The organism is Georgenia halophila, from assembly GCF_039541595.1.
Genome location: NZ_BAABGN010000002.1, coordinates 12620 through 30722, shown reverse-complemented (window position 1 = coordinate 30722; position 18103 = coordinate 12620). Strand labels below are relative to the sequence as shown.

Below are 18103 nucleotides of genomic sequence, written 5' to 3'. Positions count from 1 at the left end.
TCCGGCGCCGTTGCGGCCTAAGCCACGCGGAACCGTTCGCCGAGCCCAGGTCGCGGGCCTCGATCCGGCCCCGGCGCGCCCGGACCGTGAGCTGATGCCGGGAGACCTGGGCGTCGGTGAGGGCCAGATCAGCTGTCCCGCGCCCGACCACCACCGCGTCCGGACCGAGACCGAGGCACCACCCGGTGTCCGGCCCGGACACGACGGCGAGGTGCCACGGGCAGCGCAGCGCCGAGTGTGGGTCGGCCCGCGGATCCGGCCCGGGGGCGAGTGGTGGTGGGGACGGCGGGGACACGGCAACAGGGTGTGCCGGACCGTGTCCGAAGGTGCGCGCGCCTGTGGACAGGACCCGCGCCACAACGTTTGTGGACAGGTGCGCCGGCGGATGCCCTCAGTCAAGATAGAGTCACGTGATGTTCACGCTTCGACAACGTTTCTCAGGGCTACGGCAAATACGTCACAGACGAATAACAATCACCTACGTGCCTCTCCCCGCCGGAACGGCACCACCGCACCGCAGTCTTGCCCATCGTGATCCGCGCCACTGTGCGGGAAAAGTGCTGCTCGCCGACCGCCTGGGCAGACCTGCCGCAACACCACTGGTGAGCGGAAGGGGTTTGTGTGGTCGCGGAGACCTTTCTAACGTGGCTGAGCACCATGAGAACTCGGGGTGACCCGTCCGGTGCCGCGCACCCAGGAGGGGTCGGGCGGAGCCGGGAGGCAGTGCCTCGTCTCCGAACCGAAGGGACCATGATGATCAGGACGACCCGACGTAGGGCCGTTGCCATCGCCGGAGCGGGCATGCTCGCTGTCGGCATGGTGGCGTGCAGCCAGACAGACCCAGCAGGTGGCGGCGGCGACGGGGGCGACGGCGGCGACGGCGGTGGGGGCGACGGTGGCGGCAGCGGCACCCTGGCCGAGATTCAGGAGTCCGGCACCGTCACGCTCGGCATCGCCGGCGAGCGGCCCTACTCCTACATGGAGGACGGTGAGCCGACCGGTGCCACGATCGCCATCGCCGAGGAGATCTACGGCCAGCTGGGCATCGACGACATCGAGACCCAGGTCGTGGCCTGGGACTCGCTCATCCCGGGGCTGAACGCCGGCCGCTTCGACCAGATCAGCGCCGGCATGTCGATCCTGCCGGAGCGGTGCGAGCAGGCCGCCTTCGCCAACCCGACGATCATGTACACCACCGGCCTGCTGGTCCCCGAGGGCAACCCGATGAACCTGAACGACCTCCAGGACGTCAAGGAGTCCGGCGCCCAGCTCGCCGTGCTCACCGGTGCCATCGAGGACACGTACGCCCAGGACATGGGCATCGAGGACACGCTCACGCTGCAGAACGCCGAGGACGGCATGGACGCGGTGGTCAGCGGCCGGGCCGACGTCTTCGCCCTCACCGCCATCTCGCTGAACTCGATGGTGGAGAACAGCGACCAGCCCGTCGAGGCCACCGAGCCCTTCATCGCCATCGTCAACGGCAAGGAGCAGGTCGGCGCCGGCGCCGCGGTGTTCCGCCAGGGCGACCAGGACCTGCTCGAGGCCTGGAACGAGGAGCTCGACAAGATCGTCGGCTCCCAGGAGAAGTACGAGGAGGTCCTCGGCGAGTTCGGGTTCGGTGAGCCGTGGCGTCCGCCGGAGGACATCACCACCGAGCAGCTCTGCGAGGGCGAGCTGCCGGACGCCGAGCAGTCCGAGGCCGTTCCGGACGAGGGCTGATCGGCTCCGGTCTTGAGCGACTTCATACAGGCCCTGATCGATAGCTGGCCACGGTACTGGGACGGCATCGTCGTCACGCTCCAGCTGTCCGTCGGCGGCGCGATCCTCGCGTTCGTCATCGCCGTGGTCCTCGGACTGGCCGCGATCACCGGGGTCGGGGTGCTGCGGGGGACTTCACGAATCATCGTGGAGCTCTTCCGCGGCACCTCCCTGGTGGTGCAGCTGTTCTTCCTGTTCTTCGTGCTGCCCCAGTTCGGGTACCAGCTGGAGCCGCTGGCCTGCGGCATCTTGGCCCTCGGGCTGAACTACGGGGCGTACGGCGCCGAGGTGGTGCGCGGCTCCCTGAACGCGGTGCCGCAGGGACAGTGGGAGACCACCACGGCCCTGTCCATGCCCTGGGCGACGAAGATCCGGCGAGTCATCTGGCCGCAGGCCTGGGCGCTGATGCTGCCCGGGATGAACAACCTGATGGTGATGCTGATCAAGGGCACCGCGCTGGCGCTGCTGATCTTCCTGCACGACCTGACCTACTTCACCGACGAGGTCGTCAGGCAAGACCACGGCACGGCCTTCGCCTTCGGCATCGGGTTCGCCCTCTACTACCTGATCGCCCTCGGGTTCTCGTCCTTCCTCCGGTTCCTCGAGCGCCGTGCCCAGCGGAGGCTGGGACTGGCGCCCTCGAAGGCTAGAACGACACGAGCGACGGCGGAGGCGGTGGCCTGATGTGGGACATGCAGAGCGCCCTGGAGGTCCTGCCGCGGCTGCTCGAGGCCTTCGCGACGAAGACCCTGGTGCTGACCGTGCTGGGTTCGCTGATCGCGGCCGTCCTCGGTCTGGTCTGGACGGTCTTGGTGCGCGAGACGCCCCGGGTCATCAGCGCGCCCGTGGCGTGGCTCCTCGACGTGATCCGGATGACCCCGCTGCCGATGCAGGCGTTCCTGATCTTTCACCTGTTCGTCGACCTGGACCTGCTGACGATCGGCATCGTGGTCCTCGGGATCCACTACTCCACGTACATGGCGGAGTCCTACCGCGCCGGTGTCGAGTCGATCAGGGCCGGCCAGTGGGAGGCGGCGACCGCGCTGTCCCTTCCGAAGTCCCGCACCTGGCGGGCCGTGATCCTGCCGCAGGCGCTGCGGGCCACGCTGCCGTCCCTGGGCAACTGGGCGATCGCCATGTTCAAGGACACGCCGTTCCTGATCGTCATCGGCGTCGGCGAGATGGTCACCGCGGCGCGCGTGTACGGCGGCAACGAGTTCCGCTACGTCGAGGCGATGACGATCGCCGGGCTGATCTTCCTCGCAGCCAGCTACCCGACGGCCATCCTCATGAGGCGATTGGAAGTGCGACTTGCCCGCTACTGATGACACATCCGCGACGGCGACCCCGTCCGGAACTTCCGGCGCGGAGGCGCCACCGGTCCTGAGGTTCGAGAACGTCGTGAAGAAGTTCGGTGACAACACCGTCCTCGACGACCTCAACTTCGATGTCAAGAAGGGCGAACGCGTCACGCTCATCGGACCGTCCGGCTCCGGCAAGACGACGATCCTGCGCCTCGTGATGACCCTCGAGCACCTGACCGGGGGGTTCATCTACGTCGACGGCCATCCGCTCACGCACGAGATGCGCGGCGGCAAGCGGGTCGAGCGGAAGAAGAAGGACGTCGCCCGGATGACCACGCGGATCGGGATGGTCTTCCAGCAGTTCAACCTGTTCCCGAACATGACGGTGATGGAGAACCTGACCGAGGCGCCGATCCACGTCCTCGGCCGGTCAAAGGCCGAGGCTCAGGAACGGGCCCGGGAGCTGCTCGAGAACGTCGGTCTCGGCGACAAGGTCGACGAGCACCCGATGCGCCTCTCGGGCGGGCAGCAGCAGCGTGTGGCGATCGCCCGCGCGCTCGCGATGGACCCGGAAGTGCTGCTGCTGGACGAGGTCACGTCGGCGCTGGATCCGGAGCTGGTGGGCGAGGTGCTGAACGTGCTGCGCCACGTCGCGGAGACGACGAACATCACGATGCTCATCGTCACGCACGAGATGCAGTTCGCCTCGGAGGTCTCGCACCGGGTCCTCATGTTCGACGGGGGACACATCATCGAGGACAAGCCCCCGGCCCAGATGTTCAGCGAGCCGGAGAACGAGCGCACGCAGGCGTTCCTCAAGGCCGTCCTGTGAGCGGACGGCGAGCCGCCGTGCCTCACTGACTCCGGCACGGACCGCGGGTACGCAGAAGGCCCCGGTGACCCCCTCCGCTCCCTCCGAGCGGGCTGGTCACCGGGGCCTTCGCTGTTCCTCAGGCAGCCAGCGCGGCCACCGGAGGAGTCTTTGCGGCCGAACGAGCCGGCAGGACCGAGGCGACGAACCCCGCCAGGACGGCGCCGAGTGCCGCCGTGCCGAGGTAGGGCCACGGCACCACCAGCTGCAGGTCACCGGTGCCGGTCAAGATGATGGCCGCACCTCCCCAGCCGTAGAGCAGCCCGAGCACCGCGCCCACCCCCGTGCCGACCAGGGCCACGAGGACGCCCTCGACGGTCAGCGTGCCGCGCAGCTGCCCGCGCGTCATGCCGACCGCGCGCAGCAGGGCGTGCTCGTGGCGGCGCTCGATCACCGACAGCGACAACGTGTTCGCCACGCCCACGACCGCGATGACCACGGCCACGCCGAGGAGGCCGATGACCACTGCGAGGAGCGTGTCGATGACCTGGGTGAAGGCCGCTCGCTCGACGGCGGCCCCCTGGGCATACGGCACCGTCCCGGTACCGCTTGACTCCGCGAGCGCATCCTGGACGGCCAGGACGGTAGTACCGGCGGCGACGTCCGGCGCGATCCGGGCCCAGACAGAGGTGACGGGGGCGTCCGGCTCGACGTCGTCCAGGCCGCTGAGCGGCGCGACGACGGTCGTACCGGCATCCGGAAGGACGACGGCGGTGCCCGTGTACGCACCGGCCGGCCCGGTCAGTCTCACCTGACCGCCGTCGGTGATGCCGGCGTCGTCCGCGACGTCCTGTCCCAGGAGCACGACGTCCTCGGTGAGACCCGCCAGCATGTCGCGGTCACGCAGGACGTCCCGGTCGGCGGGATCCATCCACATCACGGTCGTCTGCGTGGGTGAGGAGCCACCCTCGATCGTGGTGGTCGTCGAGCGCACGGGCACGGCGTCTTCCACGCCCTCGGCCTCCGCCACGGCCTGGACCTGGTCGCGGGTGATCTGCCGACCGCTCGAATTCACCATGATGTCGACCGGGAACTGTGAGTCCAGGGCGGCGTTCAGGCTCGAGCGGGCGCTGCCCGCGCCCGTGGCCATCATCGTCACCAGCGCGACGCCGATGAGCAGGGCGGAAGCGGTGGCCGAGGTCCGGCGCGGGTTGCGCCGAGAGTTCGCCGTAGCCAGCTGGACCGTGGGCCGCGACCGCTTCGCCACACGCGCCCATGCGGTACCAAGGGCTCGCACGAGCTGCGGCACCAGGTACACGGCTCCGACCAGCACGCCGGCGAAGGACAGCATCCCGCCCAGCACACCGACGGCCAGGGCCAGCATCGTGACCGAGCCCGAATCCGGCTCCGAGAGGGTGAGGACGGCGACGACGGCGCCCACCAGGAGCAGCGCTCCGAGCACGAACAGGACGATGGCGATCGCGCGACGCAGCTTGCCGCCGGCCGCTCGGGTGCCGGGATCGCTCGCCGGGCGCAGCGCACTCACCGGCGCCACGCTCGTGGCGGCACGGGCGGGGGCCAGCGCGGCGAGCAGGGTCACCGCGGTGCCGGTCACCAGGGGCACGAGGACCGTCCAGACGGTCGGGGCGATGACGCTGGGAATCGTGATGCCGAGGTCGGCGTTGCCGAGGAACCACAAGGCGATCTGACCGAGGCCGAGACCGGCCGCGATCCCGCCGAGGGAGGCGGCCAGCCCGAGCAGCACGGCCTCGACGAGGACGGACTGGCGTATCTGGGCACGGGTGGCGCCGACGCACCGCAGCAGGGCGAGGGTGTGGCGCCGCTGGGCGACCAGCACCTGGAAGGTGTTGGCGATGACGATGGCCGCGACGAACACCGCGACCGCGGCGAAGGCGAGCACGAGACCGATGAGCATGTCGGTGCTGCCGGTCAGTTCTGCCGTCTTGGCAGCGGCCTCCTCCTCGGCGGTGCGGACCAGTGCCGAGGGGACCTCGGCGCTGACCGACCGGGCGAGGGCGTCCGGCGAGACGCCCGAGGCCGCGGTGATCAGCACGGAGTCGTAGGACAGCTGGCCGCCACCCATGGCAGCGCCCCACTCCTCGGCCAAGGCACGATCGACGAGGACCGTTCCGACCGGTGCGACGATCGCCGGCGGGTCGACGATCGTGCCGGAGAGGGTGAGCTGTCTGTCCTGCGTGTTCCAGCCGCCCTCGCCGTCCGGCAGGTCGACGCCGACGGTGACGGTGTCACCGGGCTCGGCCGCGAGCCGTTCGGCTACGGACTCGGTCAGCGCCACCTCGCCGGGGCCCGGGCGCTCGCCCGACGCGAGCTCGTACGGGTCGAGCTCCTCGGTGCCCGGGACGGGCGTGATGAGGCCGGCGTCGCGCTGGCCCTCGGCGCTGACCTGACCGAAGATCTCGACGACGCCCTCGGCGGTGCCCGCCTGCGGCAGCTCGGCTAGCTCGGTGACCTGCTGAGCGCCGACCGGGTCGCCGGTGGGACGAAGGATGACGTCGGCGTCCGCGAGGGAGGCGGTCACGGCGCTGTTGGTGGTACCCGTGATGAGGTTGCCGGCGAGCAGGGTCGCGGTGACGAACGCCGTGGCGACGGCGATGGCGATGCCGGCCGCGGCGAGGCGGCCGACGCTTCGGCGCATCTGCGCCAGAGTCAAACGGATCATCGCCCTGTCACCTCGGCCACCTCGGCACCACGCAGGGCGTCGAGACCGGCCAGGACCGAGTCCGGCGTCGGGTCGCTGATCTCGCCGGCGAGGCGTCCGTCCGCCAGCAGCACCACGCGCTGTGCGTAGGCCGCCGCGGCCGGGTCGTGAGTCACCATGACGACGGTCTGCCCCAGCTCGCGCACGCAGGAGCGCAGGAAGGACAGGACCTCGGCGCCGGCCGAGGAGTCCAGGTTGCCGGTGGGCTCGTCCGCGAAGACGACGTCGGGACGGGTCACCAGGGCACGGGCGATGGCGACCCGCTGCTGCTGGCCGCCGGAGAGCTCGGACGGGCGGTGCGTCAGCCGGTCCCGCAGCCCGAGGATGTCGACCAGGTGGTCGAACCAGGCGCGGTCGACGGCGGTGCCGGCCAGCTCGCACGGCAGCGTGATGTTCTGCTCGGCGGTGTACATCGGCAGCAGGTTGAAGGACTGGAACACGAAGCCGACGCGCTCGCGGCGCAGCAGCGTCAGCCGCTTGTCGTCGAGCGCCGTCAGGTCCGTCGAGCCGAGGAAGACCGTTCCCGCCGTCGCCTCGTCGAGGCCGGCCAGCAGGTGCATGAGGGTGGACTTGCCAGATCCGGACGGGCCCATGATCGCGGTGAACTCGCCGGCGGCGAAGGACACGTCGATCCCCCGCAGGGCGCGCACGGCGATGTCACCGCTCCCGTAGATCTTGGCCAGGCCCGCGGCACTCGCGGCGGGGGGCGGCGTCTGGTTCATGACACTCCTTGACGATGGTGGGTGGTCCGGAAGACCCGGTACCCACGACGCTACGGAGCAGGCCCCGCGACGTCGTCGCGCCCAGGTCTGGTTCCGGTGTCATCCCGGGGGTGGACCCGTGCGGGACGGTTCGCCCCCGAGGACGCAGGCAGATGAGGACAGACGCGCTCGCAGCCGCAGGAACTCAGGAGCCGGGGGAGACCAGGCCCGTCTCGTAGGCGATGACGACGGCCTGGACCCGGTCCCGAGCGTCGAGCTTGGCCAGCACCCGGCCCACGTGGGTCTTGACGGTCGCCTCGGCCACGAACAGCTCGTTCGCGATCTCGGTGTTGGAGCGGCCGCGGGCCATCAGGACGAGGACCTCGCGCTCACGCTCGGTCAGCCCGTCGAGCAGGTCCGGGGAGGCGCGTTCCTCACCGGGCAGCAAGGTCGAGAGGTGGTCGAGCAGCCGCCGCGTGGAGGACGGCGCGATGACGGCGTCGCCGCGCCGGACGGTGCGGATCGCCGCCAGCATCTCCTCCGGCGGCGCGTCCTTGAGCAGGAAGCCGGACGCTCCCGCCTTGATGGCGTGCAGCACGTACTCGTCGAGGTCGAAGGTGGTCAGGATGATGACCTTCGGCGTGCCGTCGGCGCTGTCGCTGCCGCTGCCCGCGCTGCCTCCGCCTTCGTTGCCGTTCGCTGCGCCGGTGAGCTCGCGGGTCGCCGCCAGGCCGTCCATGGTCGGCATGCGCACGTCCATCAGCACCACGTCCACGGGGTGAGAGCCGAGCAGGCGCAGCGCCTGGGCGCCGTCGCCGGCCTCGAGGACGATCTCCATGTCCGGCTGCGAGGAGATGACCATGGCGAAGCCGGCGCGCACGAGTTGCTGGTCGTCGACGAGCGCGACGCGGATCGCTGGGTCCAACTCAGGCCTCATTCACGGGGGTCGGGCCGGCCGGGTGGCCGGGGGAGCCGGGCATGTGGTCGTCTGGCGCTTGCTGCCACTCGACGGCGGACGTGCCGCCCCCACCGGGCAGCGGGATCTCGGCCCGGACCCGGAAGCCACCGCCGGCCCTGGGGCCGGCCGTCAGGTTGCCGCCGAAGAGCTCGGCACGCTCACGCATGCCCATGATGCCCTGTCCCTGCCCGTCGGAGCTGGCGGCCGCGCCGCGGCCGTCGTCCTCGACCTGCATGACCAGCCGGTCCGGCAACCACTGTTGGAGCACGGTGACGCGCGCACCGGGCCCGCCGTGCTTGAGCACGTTCGTCAACGCCTCCTGGACGATCCGGTAGGCGCCGACGCCCACACCGGGCGGCAGTGGACGCGCCTCGCCCGTGCGCACCAGGGAGACCGCGAGGCCGGCGTCGCGCACCTGGGCCACCAGCGTCTCCAGGTCGGCGCCGTCGAGTTGGGGCTCCGGACTGGTCGGGGCGACGCCCTCACCGCCCGGGTCGGCACGCAGCACCCCGAGGATGCGGCGCATGTCGGCCAGGGCGTCCCGCCCCATGGTCGAGATGGTGGACAGGGTGCGTTCGGCGGCGGCCGGGTCGGTCCGGGCCGCGTACCGTCCGCCGTCGGCCTGGGCGATGACCACGGAGAGAGAGTGTGCGACGACGTCATGCATCTCGCGCGCGATGCGGGTGCGCTCGGCCGCCGTGGCGAGCCGGATCTGCTGGTCCTGCTCGATCTCCAGGCGCCGGGCGCGATCCTCGAGCGACTCCAGCCGCTCGACGCGGCCACGCCGGGCCAGGGCGATCGCCCAGGTGGCGAACACCATGGCGGCGACGGTGAGGAAGCCGCCGGCGAGGAGCGAGGCGTCGCGGACCGCGGTGACCGGTCCGCCGGCGAGCAGCACGCCCATCATCAGCGCACCGAGCAGGGCGCCGGCCAGGCCGGCGCGGCGCGCCCACCGCTGGTGCGGCTCGGTGTGCACCGTCACCGAGTAGAGGGCGACGAGGACGAGGACGTCCGTCGGCAGCGTGAAGGCGCCCACGCAGAAGTGCACGAGCGCCGCGGCGTAGACGATGACTGCCGAGTGGACGGGCCGGGTGCGGCGCCAGGCCATGGCGACGCTCTGGACGAGGGCGCAGAGGCCGGCGACGGCGGCCGTGACGAGGCCGAGGGCCATCCCGCCTTGGCTGAACCCGACGGCCACGACGACGCCCGGGATCCCGAGGAAGACGAGAGCGACGGCGGCGACGACGGTGTCGACGCGCTGGTAGGAGGCGGGATCGCGCAGCCGCGCGAGCAGCCTTCCGATCGTCTCCATGGCCACCCAGCCTAGAGAGCGCGCCGCCCGGGCGGATCGGCCCGCGGGCGCGACCACATCACACCACGGTCGCAGGCACGGCTCGGGACGTCATACCGAGGGATCAGCGGGCTGCCGCGCTGTGGGTGGCGTGCGCCATCATGGGACCGTGAACGCGTCCTCGCCCGACTCAGAAGCCGTCAGCACCGCTGCACCCGCCGGAGCAGCCGCCGCCGAGGCCACCGCGACCGCCGACGTGACCGCGCCGCCCGCGGCGGACGCCGACGCGCGGCAGGAGTGGACGGCGCTCGCCGAGGCCCTCGACGCGGCGCAGTTCGCCTACTACGTGCGTGACGCCCCGACGGTCTCCGACGCCGAGTACGACGCCAAGCTGCGCGAGCTCGAGGCCCTCGAGGAGGCGCACCCGGACCTACGAGTGCCGTCGTCGCCGACCCAGCGGGTCGGCGGCACCTACTCGACCGAGTTCGCCACCGTCCAGCACCTCCGGCCGATGCAGAGCCTCGACGACGTGTTCTCGCTCGACGAGCTGCGCGAGTGGGCCGCGCGGGTGCACGCCGAGATCGGTCGGAGCGACGTCGCGATGACGTGCGAGCTCAAGGTCGACGGGTTGGCCGTCAACCTGCTCTACGAGCACGGCCGGCTGGTGCGGGCGGCGACCCGCGGCGACGGCCGGACCGGTGAGGACGTGACTCTCAACGTGCGCACGATCGACTCGGTGCCGCACCAGCTCGCGGGTGACCGGCACCCGGCGGCCATCGAGATCCGTGGCGAGGTCTTCTTCCCGGTGGAGGCGTTCCGCTCCCTCAACGCCTCGCTGGTGGACGCGGGCAGGGCCCCGTTCGCCAACCCCCGCAACTCGGCCGCCGGCTCGCTGCGCCAGAAGGACCCGAGGGTGACCGCATCCCGGGCGCTAGACATGGTCGCCCACGGCGTCGGGCACGTCGACTGGGGCCTCGCCGGGCCGCCCGAGCCGTGGTCCTCGATGTCTGACCTGTACGAGCTGCTGGCGTCGTGGCACGTGCCGGTCTCCGCGCGGACGCGCCTGGTGACCTCGCTCACCGAGGTGGAGGAGATGATCGCCTACTACGGCGATCACCGGCACGACGTCGAGCACGAGATCGACGGCCTCGTCGTCAAGGTCGACGACTTCGCCCTCCAGCGCCAGCTGGGCTCGACGTCCCGGGCGCCACGCTGGGCGGCCGCGTACAAGTACCCGCCGGAAGAGGTCAACACCCGGCTGCTCGACATCCGCGTCCAGGTCGGCCGCACCGGCCGGGTCACGCCCTACGGCGTCATGGAGCCGGTGCTGGTGGCCGGCTCGACCGTCACCCAGGCGACCCTCCACAACGCCAGCGAGGTCGAGCGCAAGGGCGTGCTCATCGGTGACACCGTCGTGCTGCGCAAGGCCGGGGACGTCATCCCCGAGATCGTCGCGCCGGTGGTCGACCTGCGCGACGGCGCCGAGCGCGCCTTCGCCATGCCGGAGGTGTGCCCCTCGTGCGGTACCGCCCTGGCCCCGGCCAAGGAGGGCGACGTCGACCTGCGCTGCCCGAACGCCCGTTCCTGTCCTGCCCAGCTTACCGAGCGGATCGCGCACATCGGCTCCCGGGGCGCCCTGGACGTCGAAGCCCTCGGCGGCGAGGCGGCCCTCGCGCTCACCGACCCCGAGGCCGCCCGCGAGAAGGTGGTGACGGCGCGCGCGATCGTGTCGGGTCAGGAACCGGTGCCCGACGAGGCGGCGCTCGCAGCGGCCGAGGCGGAGCTGCCGCCCCGGCAGGAACCGGTCCTCAGCACCGAGGCGCGACTCTTCGAGCTCACCGCCGAAGACCTGAAGGACGTCAAGATCTGGCGCGAGGTGCGCAAGGAAGGCGCCGGGACCGGGTTCTGGGAGCAGCGCCCGTTCTTCTGGACGCAGCCCAAGCTGCGCCCCGACGGCACGGTCCGCGAGGAGGCCAAGCCCACCGCGAACACCGAGCGGATGCTCGCCGAGCTCGAGAACTCCAAGTCCCAACCGCTGTGGCGGGTCCTTGTCGCGTTGTCGATCCGGCACGTCGGCCCGACGGCGGCACGCGCCCTGGCCACCGAGCTGGGCTCGCTGGACGCGATCCGGCAGGCCGACGTCGAGCGGCTCGCCGCCGTCGACGGCGTGGGGCCCACGATCGCCGAGTCCCTCGCCGAGTGGTTCGTCGTCGACTGGCACCGCGAGATCCTCGAGCGCTGGGCCGCGGCCGGGGTGCGGATGGCGGACGAGCGGGACGAGTCGACGCCGCGCACGCTCGAAGGCCTCACCGTCGTCGTCACCGGGTCGCTGACCGGCTTCAGCCGCGACTCCGCCAAGGAGGCCGTCCTCGCCAGGGGCGGCAAGGCGTCCGGTTCGGTGTCGAAGAAGACCGACTTCGTCGTCGTCGGCGACAACGCCGGCTCCAAGGAGGTCAAGGCCCGCGAGCTGGGCCGGCCCATCCTGGACGAGGACGGCTTCGCGGCCCTGCTCGAGGGCGGACCGGACGCCGTCGCTGACCGCGTCGAGCTGGGGGAGAAGCCGTGACCCGGAAAGGTGCCGTGACCCGGGAAGGCGCCCTGACCCGGGAAGATTTCGCCGGTGGGGCCGTGACCACCGTCCCGTTGGCCGTCGAGGCCGCGCGGCCCGAGGACTTCGCGCGGATCGGGGAGATCGGGGTCGTGGCCTACTCCGCGGCCGACTCCCTGCAGCCCTCGTTGAACGAGGAGTACGCCGAGGCGCTGCGCTCGGTCGAGGAACGTGCCACCCACGGCGTCGTCCTCGTGGCCAGGGCGGGCGGGGTCGTCCTCGGCTCGCTCACACTCGCTCCGGCGGGAAGCCGTTGGGCCGATCTGGCGCGCGACGGCGAGGTCGAGGTGCGCATGCTCGCCGTCGATCCGGGCGTCCAGGGTCGCGGCGCCGGCGAAGCGCTCCTGCGGGGGGCGCGGCGCTGGGCGGAGGAGCGGGGGCATCGGGCGCTCGTGCTGTCCGTGGTCAGCACCGACGGCCCCGGCAGGCCGCACCGGCTGTACGCACGCATGGGCTTCCGCCGCGACCAGGCCCGCGACTACGTGGGCTGGTGGGAGCCGCAGCCGTCGATGTGGGTGTACGAGCTGCCGCTCGAGTGACGCCGCGGCCGCCGCCCCGATCCACGACCGGCGCGACCTCTACAGCAGGGGACCCAGCGGCTTGAGCAGCCGCTCGGCGACCCGGGCGAGCAGGCCGCGGCGTTCCCACTCCTCGAGCGTGAGCTGGCGGCAGTTCGTCAGGTCGGTGCGGAAGACCGTCTCCATGTGCTCGGCGAGGTCACGGTCGAACAGCTCGAGATTGATCTCGAAGTTTCCCGTCATGGAGAGCCGGTCGATGTTCGTCGTCCCCACGGTCGTCCACCGGCCGTCGACCGTCATCGTCTTCGCGTGCACCATCGCGTCCTGGTACAGCCAGATGGTGACGCCGGCCTCGAGGAGCGTGGCGTAGTAGGTGCGGGCCGCCCAGTCGGCCACCACGTGGTTGGAGACCTCCGGGATCAGTACGCGCACGTCCACGCCGCGGCGGGCCGCCGCGACGAGGACCGCGAGGATCTCGCGGTCAGGGATGAAGTAGCCCTGAGTGATGTAGACGTGGTGCTCCGCCCGGTCGATGGCGTCGAGGTAGATCCCGCGCACCGGGAAGATCAACCGTGTCGGGTAGTTCTGCGCCGCCCGGATCCGCGCGTCCCACGAGCGTGCGCCGCGGTCCGGGATCGCCGGCTGGCCCCGCTTGCGGTGGTCGTTCCAGAAGTCGACGAACGCGTTCTCCAGCTCCCACGCCGAGGCCCCGTCGACGCGGATGTGGGTGTCCCGCCAGCGCGTGGCGTACAGGTCGCCGATGTTGTAGCCACCCACGTAGGCGGTCGTGGCGTCGATGACGAGCACCTTGCGGTGGTCCCGGCCGGTCTTGCGCACGTTGAACGTCAGCACCCCTGGGCGGAAGAAGGGGAAGCGCAGCACGTGCAGGTTCGGCATCTCGGGGAAGCGCTTGAACGACGGCGGCACCACGCCGTTGCCCCAGCTGTCGAAGGCGATGAACACGTCGACGCCGCGCTCTGCGGCCGCCACGAGCGCGTCCTTGAAGGCGTGGCCCGTCTCGTCCGCCTTCCAGATGAACGTCTCGAAGAAGACCGTGCGCTCGGCCGCGTTGATCCGGGCGAGCATGTCGGCGTACAGCTCCGCCCCGTAGGTGAAGGTGGTCACCTTGGACTCGGCCACGTCCACCGTCTTGGGACTGGTGTGCGGGAACTCGCCCGACGGCGGCTCCCGTCGTTTTCGGACCCGGTCGACGGCGAGGACGGCCACCACGGCGGCGGCCTGCAGCGTGGCAACGGTGCCGAGGTACCACCGGGCCGCCAGCCAGATGTCGCGGACACGGACGTACGGAAAGCGGGCCTGGGTGGCGCGGCGGCTGTGAAGGGGCATGACAAGCAACCTAGGACACCTGGTGGCCTGCGTCGTCAGGCCGTGCCGTGCGCCGTCGTCTTCCCGCCGATCCATTCGATCTGGAGGCGGATCGGACGTCCGCCACGGCGGCTCGGCGCCCCAAATCCGCGCGCCGGCCGGCTCTGCATGTGCGCGGCGCGAGAATTGCCGATACTGGAGGGGTGATCTCTCTCGACCTTGCCCGTGCCCTTGCCGACGCCGGCCTGCAGTGGAAGCCGGTGTCCGGCGACCGCTTCACCATCGACCAGCCCGACCTGACCGGGGAAGTCTTCACCGTCTCGGACATGACCGTGGAGCCGCACGACTTCTCGACCGGCACCGTGCTGGGCTTCAACGGCACCACCGAGTGGGCGCTGGACTCCGTGGAGCTGGAGGAGACGTTGTGGCTGCCGCGCGAGGACCAGCTCCGTGAGCTGCTCGGTGGCACCTTCCGTGGACTCGAGCGCGAGAACGGCCACTTCCGGGTGCGCGCGACCTTCCCGGCCGGCGGCGACAGCGAGGACGTCGAGCACGCTGCGCCGGCCGCCGCCGACGCCTACGGCGCAGCCCTCCTCGACCTCATCGCCCGCTCGGACGGCTGACGAGCGCCTGAGCGCCCGAGCGCCGCAGCTGGTGGTCCGCACAGCCGGGGCCGGGGCTGCCCGTAGAATCGCCACCATGTCCACCATTTCTTCCGACGAGGTCGCGCGCGTCGCAGCCCTGGCCCGGATCGCGCTGACGGAGCAGGAGATCGGCCGGCTCGCCGGCGAGCTCGACGTCATCGCGAACGCCGTGACCAGGGTCAACGAGGTCGCCACCCCCGACGTACCTGCCACCTCCCACCCGGTCCCGCTGACCAACGTCTGGCGCGAGGACGTGGTGGTCGAGACCCTGGACGTCGCGGACGTCATGAGGGCCGCCCCGAAGGCCGCGAGCGGCATGTTCGCGGTGCCGCAGATTCTCGGGGAGGACGCATGAGCACTGCCGACATGAACGCGGACGGCCTGACCCGCAGGACCGCCGCCGAGCTCGCCGACCTCCTCAGGGCCGGCGAGGTCTCCAGCGTCGAGGTCACCCGGGCGCACCTGGACCGCATGGCCGCCGTCGACGGTGCCGTGCACGCCTACCTGCACGTCAACACCGACGAGGCGCTCGCCACCGCGGCCGACGTCGACGCTCGCCGCGGCGCGGGGGAGGACCTCCCCGGACTGGCCGGCGTCCCGATCGCGGTCAAGGACATCGTCGTCACCAAGAACCAGGTGACCACGGCGGGCTCGAAGATCCTTGAGGACTGGGTCCCGCCCTACGACGCGACGCTCGTGCGGCTGCTTCGCGAGGCGGGCATGCCCATCCTCGGCAAGACCAACCTCGACGAGTTCGCGATGGGCTCCAGCACGGAGCACTCTGCGTACGGACCCACCCGCAACCCGTGGGACACCGACCGCATCCCCGGCGGCTCCGGCGGCGGGTCGGCGGCCGCCGTCGCCTCTCATCTGGCGCCCATCGCCATCGGTACCGACACCGGCGGCTCGATCCGCCAGCCGGCGGCCGTCACCGGCACGGTGGGCGTCAAGCCGACCTACGGCGGCGTCTCCCGGTACGGGCTGATCGCCCTGGCGTCCTCCCTGGACCAGGCGGGCCCGGTCTCGCGCACCGTCCTGGACTCGGCCCTGCTGCACGAGGTCATCGGGGTCCACGACCCGCTGGACTCCACGTCGTTGACCGACCCGGCCGGCGGGCTCGTCGAGGCGGCCAGGTCCGGCGACCTCGCCGGCATGCGCGTCGGCGTGGTCAAGGAGCTCGGCGGCGAGGGGTACCAGCCCGGCGTGCGGGCCAGCTTCGACCACTCCGTCGAGCTGTTGCGCAGCGCTGGTGCCGAGGTGGTCGAGGTCTCCTGCCCGAGCTTCGACTACGCCCTCGCGGCCTACTACCTGATCCTGCCGGCCGAGGCCTCCTCCAACCTCGCCAAGTTCGACGGCATGCGGTTCGGGCTGCGCGTGGAGCCGCACGAGGGGCCGGTGACCGCGGAGACGGTGATGGCCGCCACCCGTGGCGCCGGGTTCGGCGACGAGGTCAAGCGCCGCATCATCCTCGGGACCCACGCACTGTCCGCCGGCTACTACGACGCGTACTACGGCTCCGCGCAGAAGGTCCGCACGCTGATCCAGCGGGACTTCGCCGCCGCGTTCGCGCAGGCGGACGTGCTCGTGAGCCCGACGGCCCCGACGACGGCGTTCCGCTTCGGCGAGAAGGTCGACGACCCGCTGGCCATGTACCTCAACGACGTCGCCACCATCCCGGCGAACCTCGCCGGGGTCCCGGGCCTCTCCCTGCCCTCGGGGTTGAGCGACGACGGGCTGCCCGTCGGCTTCCAGGTCCTGGCCCCGGTGCGCGAGGATGCCCGCCTGTACCGCGTCGGCGGGGTGCTCGAGCGTCTGCTGACGCAGGAGTGGGGCGGCCCGATCCTGGACAAGGCCCCCGAGCTGGAGACGAGCCGATGACTCAGCCAACGACTCAGCCGACGCCATCCGCTTCGATGGTGGACTACGACGAGGCGGTGCGCCGCTACGACCCGGTGCTGGGCATCGAGGTGCACGTCGAGCTCGGCACCGCCTCCAAGATGTTCGACGGCGCCCCGCAGACCTTCGGCAACGAGCCGAACAGCGCGGTCACGCCCGTCTCCCTGGGACTGCCGGGAGCGCTGCCCGTGGTCAACGGCACAGCCGTGGAGTACGCGATCCGCATCGGCCTGGCGCTGAACTGCGAGATCGCTGAGACGTGCCGGTTCGCCCGGAAGAACTACTTCTACCCGGACGTGCCGAAGAATTTCCAGACCTCCCAGTACGACGAGCCGATCGCCTTCGAGGGCCACCTGGACGTCGAGCTCGACGACGGCGAGGTCTTCCGCGTCGAGATCGAGCGCGCGCACATGGAGGAGGACGCCGGGAAGAACACCCACGTGGGCGCTTCCGGGCGAATTCACGGGGCCGAGTACTCCCTGGTGGACTACAACCGTGCCGGGATCCCGCTGGTGGAGATCGTCACCAAGCCGATCGTCGGTGCGGGCGAGCGCGCCCCGGAGGTGGCGCGCGCCTACGTCTCGGCGCTGCGCGACATCTTCCGCGCCCTCGGCGTCTCCGAGGCGCGCATGGAGCGCGGGAACGTGCGTGCTGACGTCAACGTCTCGCTCCGACCCGACCCGTCCTCGCCGCTGGGCACCCGTAGCGAGACCAAGAACGTCAACTCGTTCCGGTCCATCGACCGCGCAGTGCGCCACGAGATCTCCCGCCAGGCCGGGGTCCTGGACGCCGGCGGCGCCGTCGTCCAGGAGACCCGGCACTGGCACGAGGACACCGGCGTGACCTCGCCCGGGCGCGTGAAGTCCGACGCGGAGGACTACCGGTACTTCCCCGAGCCCGACCTGGTGCCGCTCGCGCCACCGCGGGAGTGGGTGGAGCAGATCCGGGCCGCCCTTCCCGAGATGCCCGCGTTGCGTCGTCGCCGCCTGCAGGGCGAATGGGGATTCTCCGACCCCGAGATGCGGGACCTGGTCAACGCCGGTGCCGCAGACCTCATCGAGGCCACCGTCGCCGCCGGCGCCGCACCCGCGGCCGCACGCAAGTGGTGGATGGGTGAGCTCTCCCGCACCGCGAAGACCGACGGCGTGACGCTGGAGGACCTCGCCGTCACCCCGCTGCAGATCGCGCAGCTGCAACGGTTGATCGACGACGGGCGCCTCAACGACAAGCTGGCCCGGCAGGCTCTCGGCGGCGTCCTCGCGGGCGAGGGATCGCCCGAGGAGGTCGTGGCCGCCCGGGGTCTCGAGGTCGTCTCCGACGACGGTGCGCTCGAGGCCGCCGTCGACGAGGCGCTGGCCGCCAACCCGGACGTCGTCGCGAAGATCCGCGGCGGCAAGGTCCAGGCCGCCGGTGCGATCGTCGGCGCAGTCATGAAAGCCACGCGCGGGCAGGCGGACGCGGGCAGGGTCCGCGAGATCATCATGTCGCGAGTCGAGGGCTGACTCCGACCCGACCGACCACCCATGCCGACCGCCCACCCATGCC

15 protein-coding genes and 1 pseudogene are annotated in these 18103 nt (G+C 71.4%); 10 read left to right on the top strand and 6 right to left on the bottom strand.

Annotation, left to right across the window (positions count from 1 at the left end):
- Positions 1-19 precede the first annotated feature (19 nt).
- Positions 20-151, bottom strand: a pseudogene (locus ABD907_RS21055) (FHA domain-containing protein); the annotation flags it as partial.
- 650 nt (positions 152-801) lie between these two features.
- Between ABD907_RS21055 and ABD907_RS01785 the strand changes: the two are divergent.
- From ABD907_RS01785 to ehuA, 4 genes are read left to right on the top strand one after another with little or no spacing between them, the layout of a single operon-like run.
- Positions 802-1722 (top strand): transporter substrate-binding domain-containing protein, encoded by a 921-nt coding sequence (locus ABD907_RS01785; protein ID WP_345214781.1) that lies wholly within the window; start codon positions 802-804, stop codon positions 1720-1722.
- 12 nt (positions 1723-1734) lie between these two features.
- Positions 1735-2445 (top strand): amino acid ABC transporter permease, encoded by a 711-nt coding sequence (locus tag ABD907_RS01780; protein WP_345214780.1) that lies wholly within the window; start codon positions 1735-1737, stop codon positions 2443-2445.
- The gene (locus ABD907_RS01775; protein WP_345214779.1) at positions 2445-3086 is read left to right on the top strand and encodes an amino acid ABC transporter permease; all 642 of its coding nucleotides are present in this window, start codon (positions 2445-2447) and stop codon (positions 3084-3086) included. The genes ABD907_RS01780 and ABD907_RS01775 overlap by 1 nt, the downstream gene beginning before the upstream one ends.
- Positions 3073-3897 (top strand): ectoine/hydroxyectoine ABC transporter ATP-binding protein EhuA, encoded by an 825-nt coding sequence (ehuA, locus tag ABD907_RS01770; protein WP_486334040.1) that lies wholly within the window; start codon positions 3073-3075, stop codon positions 3895-3897. The genes ABD907_RS01775 and ehuA overlap by 14 nt, the downstream gene beginning before the upstream one ends.
- A gap of 118 nt (positions 3898-4015) precedes the next feature.
- Here the strand turns inward: ehuA and ABD907_RS01765 are convergent, their stop codons facing one another.
- The 4 genes from ABD907_RS01765 to ABD907_RS01750 all read right to left on the bottom strand — a co-directional run bounded on the left by ABD907_RS01765 (position 4016) and on the right by ABD907_RS01750 (position 9587).
- The gene (locus ABD907_RS01765) at positions 4016-6577 is read right to left on the bottom strand and encodes an ABC transporter permease (protein WP_345214778.1); all 2562 of its coding nucleotides are present in this window, start codon (positions 6575-6577) and stop codon (positions 4016-4018) included.
- Positions 6574-7338: an ABC transporter ATP-binding protein gene (locus ABD907_RS01760; protein ID WP_345214777.1), complete on the bottom strand. Its 765-nt coding sequence runs from the start codon at positions 7336-7338 to the stop codon at positions 6574-6576. The genes ABD907_RS01765 and ABD907_RS01760 overlap by 4 nt, the downstream gene beginning before the upstream one ends.
- Positions 7339-7522: 184 nt before the next feature.
- Complete coding sequence (locus ABD907_RS01755; RefSeq protein WP_345214776.1) at positions 7523-8254, bottom strand: response regulator; 732 nt, start codon at positions 8252-8254, stop codon at positions 7523-7525.
- On the bottom strand, positions 8244-9587 hold the full coding sequence (locus ABD907_RS01750) for a sensor histidine kinase (RefSeq protein WP_345214775.1): 1344 nt from the start codon (positions 9585-9587) through the stop codon (positions 8244-8246). Before ABD907_RS01750 ends, ABD907_RS01755 begins: the two co-directional genes overlap by 11 nt.
- A gap of 235 nt (positions 9588-9822) precedes the next feature.
- Here ABD907_RS01750 and ligA point away from each other — a divergent pair, with 235 nt between their 5' ends.
- The gene (gene ligA / locus ABD907_RS01745) at positions 9823-12132 is read left to right on the top strand and encodes an NAD-dependent DNA ligase LigA (protein WP_345215398.1); all 2310 of its coding nucleotides are present in this window, start codon (positions 9823-9825) and stop codon (positions 12130-12132) included.
- Between the two features lie 14 nt (positions 12133-12146).
- Positions 12147-12713: a GNAT family N-acetyltransferase gene (locus ABD907_RS01740; RefSeq protein ID WP_345214774.1), complete on the top strand. Its 567-nt coding sequence runs from the start codon at positions 12147-12149 to the stop codon at positions 12711-12713.
- A gap of 39 nt (positions 12714-12752) precedes the next feature.
- Here ABD907_RS01740 and ABD907_RS01735 read toward each other — a convergent pair whose 3' ends face one another.
- Entirely contained in the window at positions 12753-14039 is a 1287-nt protein-coding gene (locus ABD907_RS01735; protein ID WP_345214773.1) for a phospholipase D-like domain-containing protein, read from the bottom strand.
- Between the two features lie 182 nt (positions 14040-14221).
- On the opposite strand from ABD907_RS01735, the gene ABD907_RS01730 reads away from it, so the two are divergent.
- From ABD907_RS01730 to gatB, 4 genes are all read left to right on the top strand, one after another.
- A complete protein-coding gene (locus ABD907_RS01730; protein ID WP_345214772.1) occupies positions 14222-14641 on the top strand; it encodes a pilus assembly protein CpaE in 420 nt (139 codons plus the stop codon).
- A gap of 76 nt (positions 14642-14717) precedes the next feature.
- Complete coding sequence (gene gatC / locus ABD907_RS01725) at positions 14718-15017, top strand: Asp-tRNA(Asn)/Glu-tRNA(Gln) amidotransferase subunit GatC (RefSeq protein ID WP_345214771.1); 300 nt, start codon at positions 14718-14720, stop codon at positions 15015-15017.
- Complete coding sequence (gene gatA / locus ABD907_RS01720) at positions 15014-16540, top strand: Asp-tRNA(Asn)/Glu-tRNA(Gln) amidotransferase subunit GatA (RefSeq protein WP_345214770.1); 1527 nt, start codon at positions 15014-15016, stop codon at positions 16538-16540. Before gatC ends, gatA begins: the two co-directional genes overlap by 4 nt.
- Positions 16537-18060, top strand: a complete 1524-nt coding sequence (gene gatB / locus ABD907_RS01715; protein ID WP_345214769.1) for an Asp-tRNA(Asn)/Glu-tRNA(Gln) amidotransferase subunit GatB — start codon at positions 16537-16539, stop codon at positions 18058-18060. The genes gatA and gatB overlap by 4 nt, the downstream gene beginning before the upstream one ends.
- Positions 18061-18103: the final 43 nt, after the last annotated feature.

Coding starts and splice junctions, on each gene's coding strand:
- ABD907_RS01785 (WP_345214781.1), top strand. CDS start 802: ATGCTCGCTGTCGGCATGGTGGCGTGCAGCCAGACAGACCCAGCAGGT.
- ABD907_RS01775 (WP_345214779.1), top strand. CDS start 2,445: ATGTGGGACATGCAGAGCGCCCTGGAGGTCCTGCCGCGGCTGCTCGAG.
- ABD907_RS01765 (WP_345214778.1), bottom strand. CDS start 6,577: ATGATCCGTTTGACTCTGGCGCAGATGCGCCGAAGCGTCGGCCGCCTC.
- ABD907_RS01760 (WP_345214777.1), bottom strand. CDS start 7,338: ATGAACCAGACGCCGCCCCCCGCCGCGAGTGCCGCGGGCCTGGCCAAG.
- ABD907_RS01755 (WP_345214776.1), bottom strand. CDS start 8,254: ATGAGGCCTGAGTTGGACCCAGCGATCCGCGTCGCGCTCGTCGACGAC.
- ABD907_RS01750 (WP_345214775.1), bottom strand. CDS start 9,587: ATGGAGACGATCGGAAGGCTGCTCGCGCGGCTGCGCGATCCCGCCTCC.
- ABD907_RS01735 (WP_345214773.1), bottom strand. CDS start 14,039: ATGCCCCTTCACAGCCGCCGCGCCACCCAGGCCCGCTTTCCGTACGTC.
- gatC (WP_345214771.1), top strand. CDS start 14,718: ATGTCCACCATTTCTTCCGACGAGGTCGCGCGCGTCGCAGCCCTGGCC.
- gatA (WP_345214770.1), top strand. CDS start 15,014: ATGAGCACTGCCGACATGAACGCGGACGGCCTGACCCGCAGGACCGCC.
- gatB (WP_345214769.1), top strand. CDS start 16,537: ATGACTCAGCCAACGACTCAGCCGACGCCATCCGCTTCGATGGTGGAC.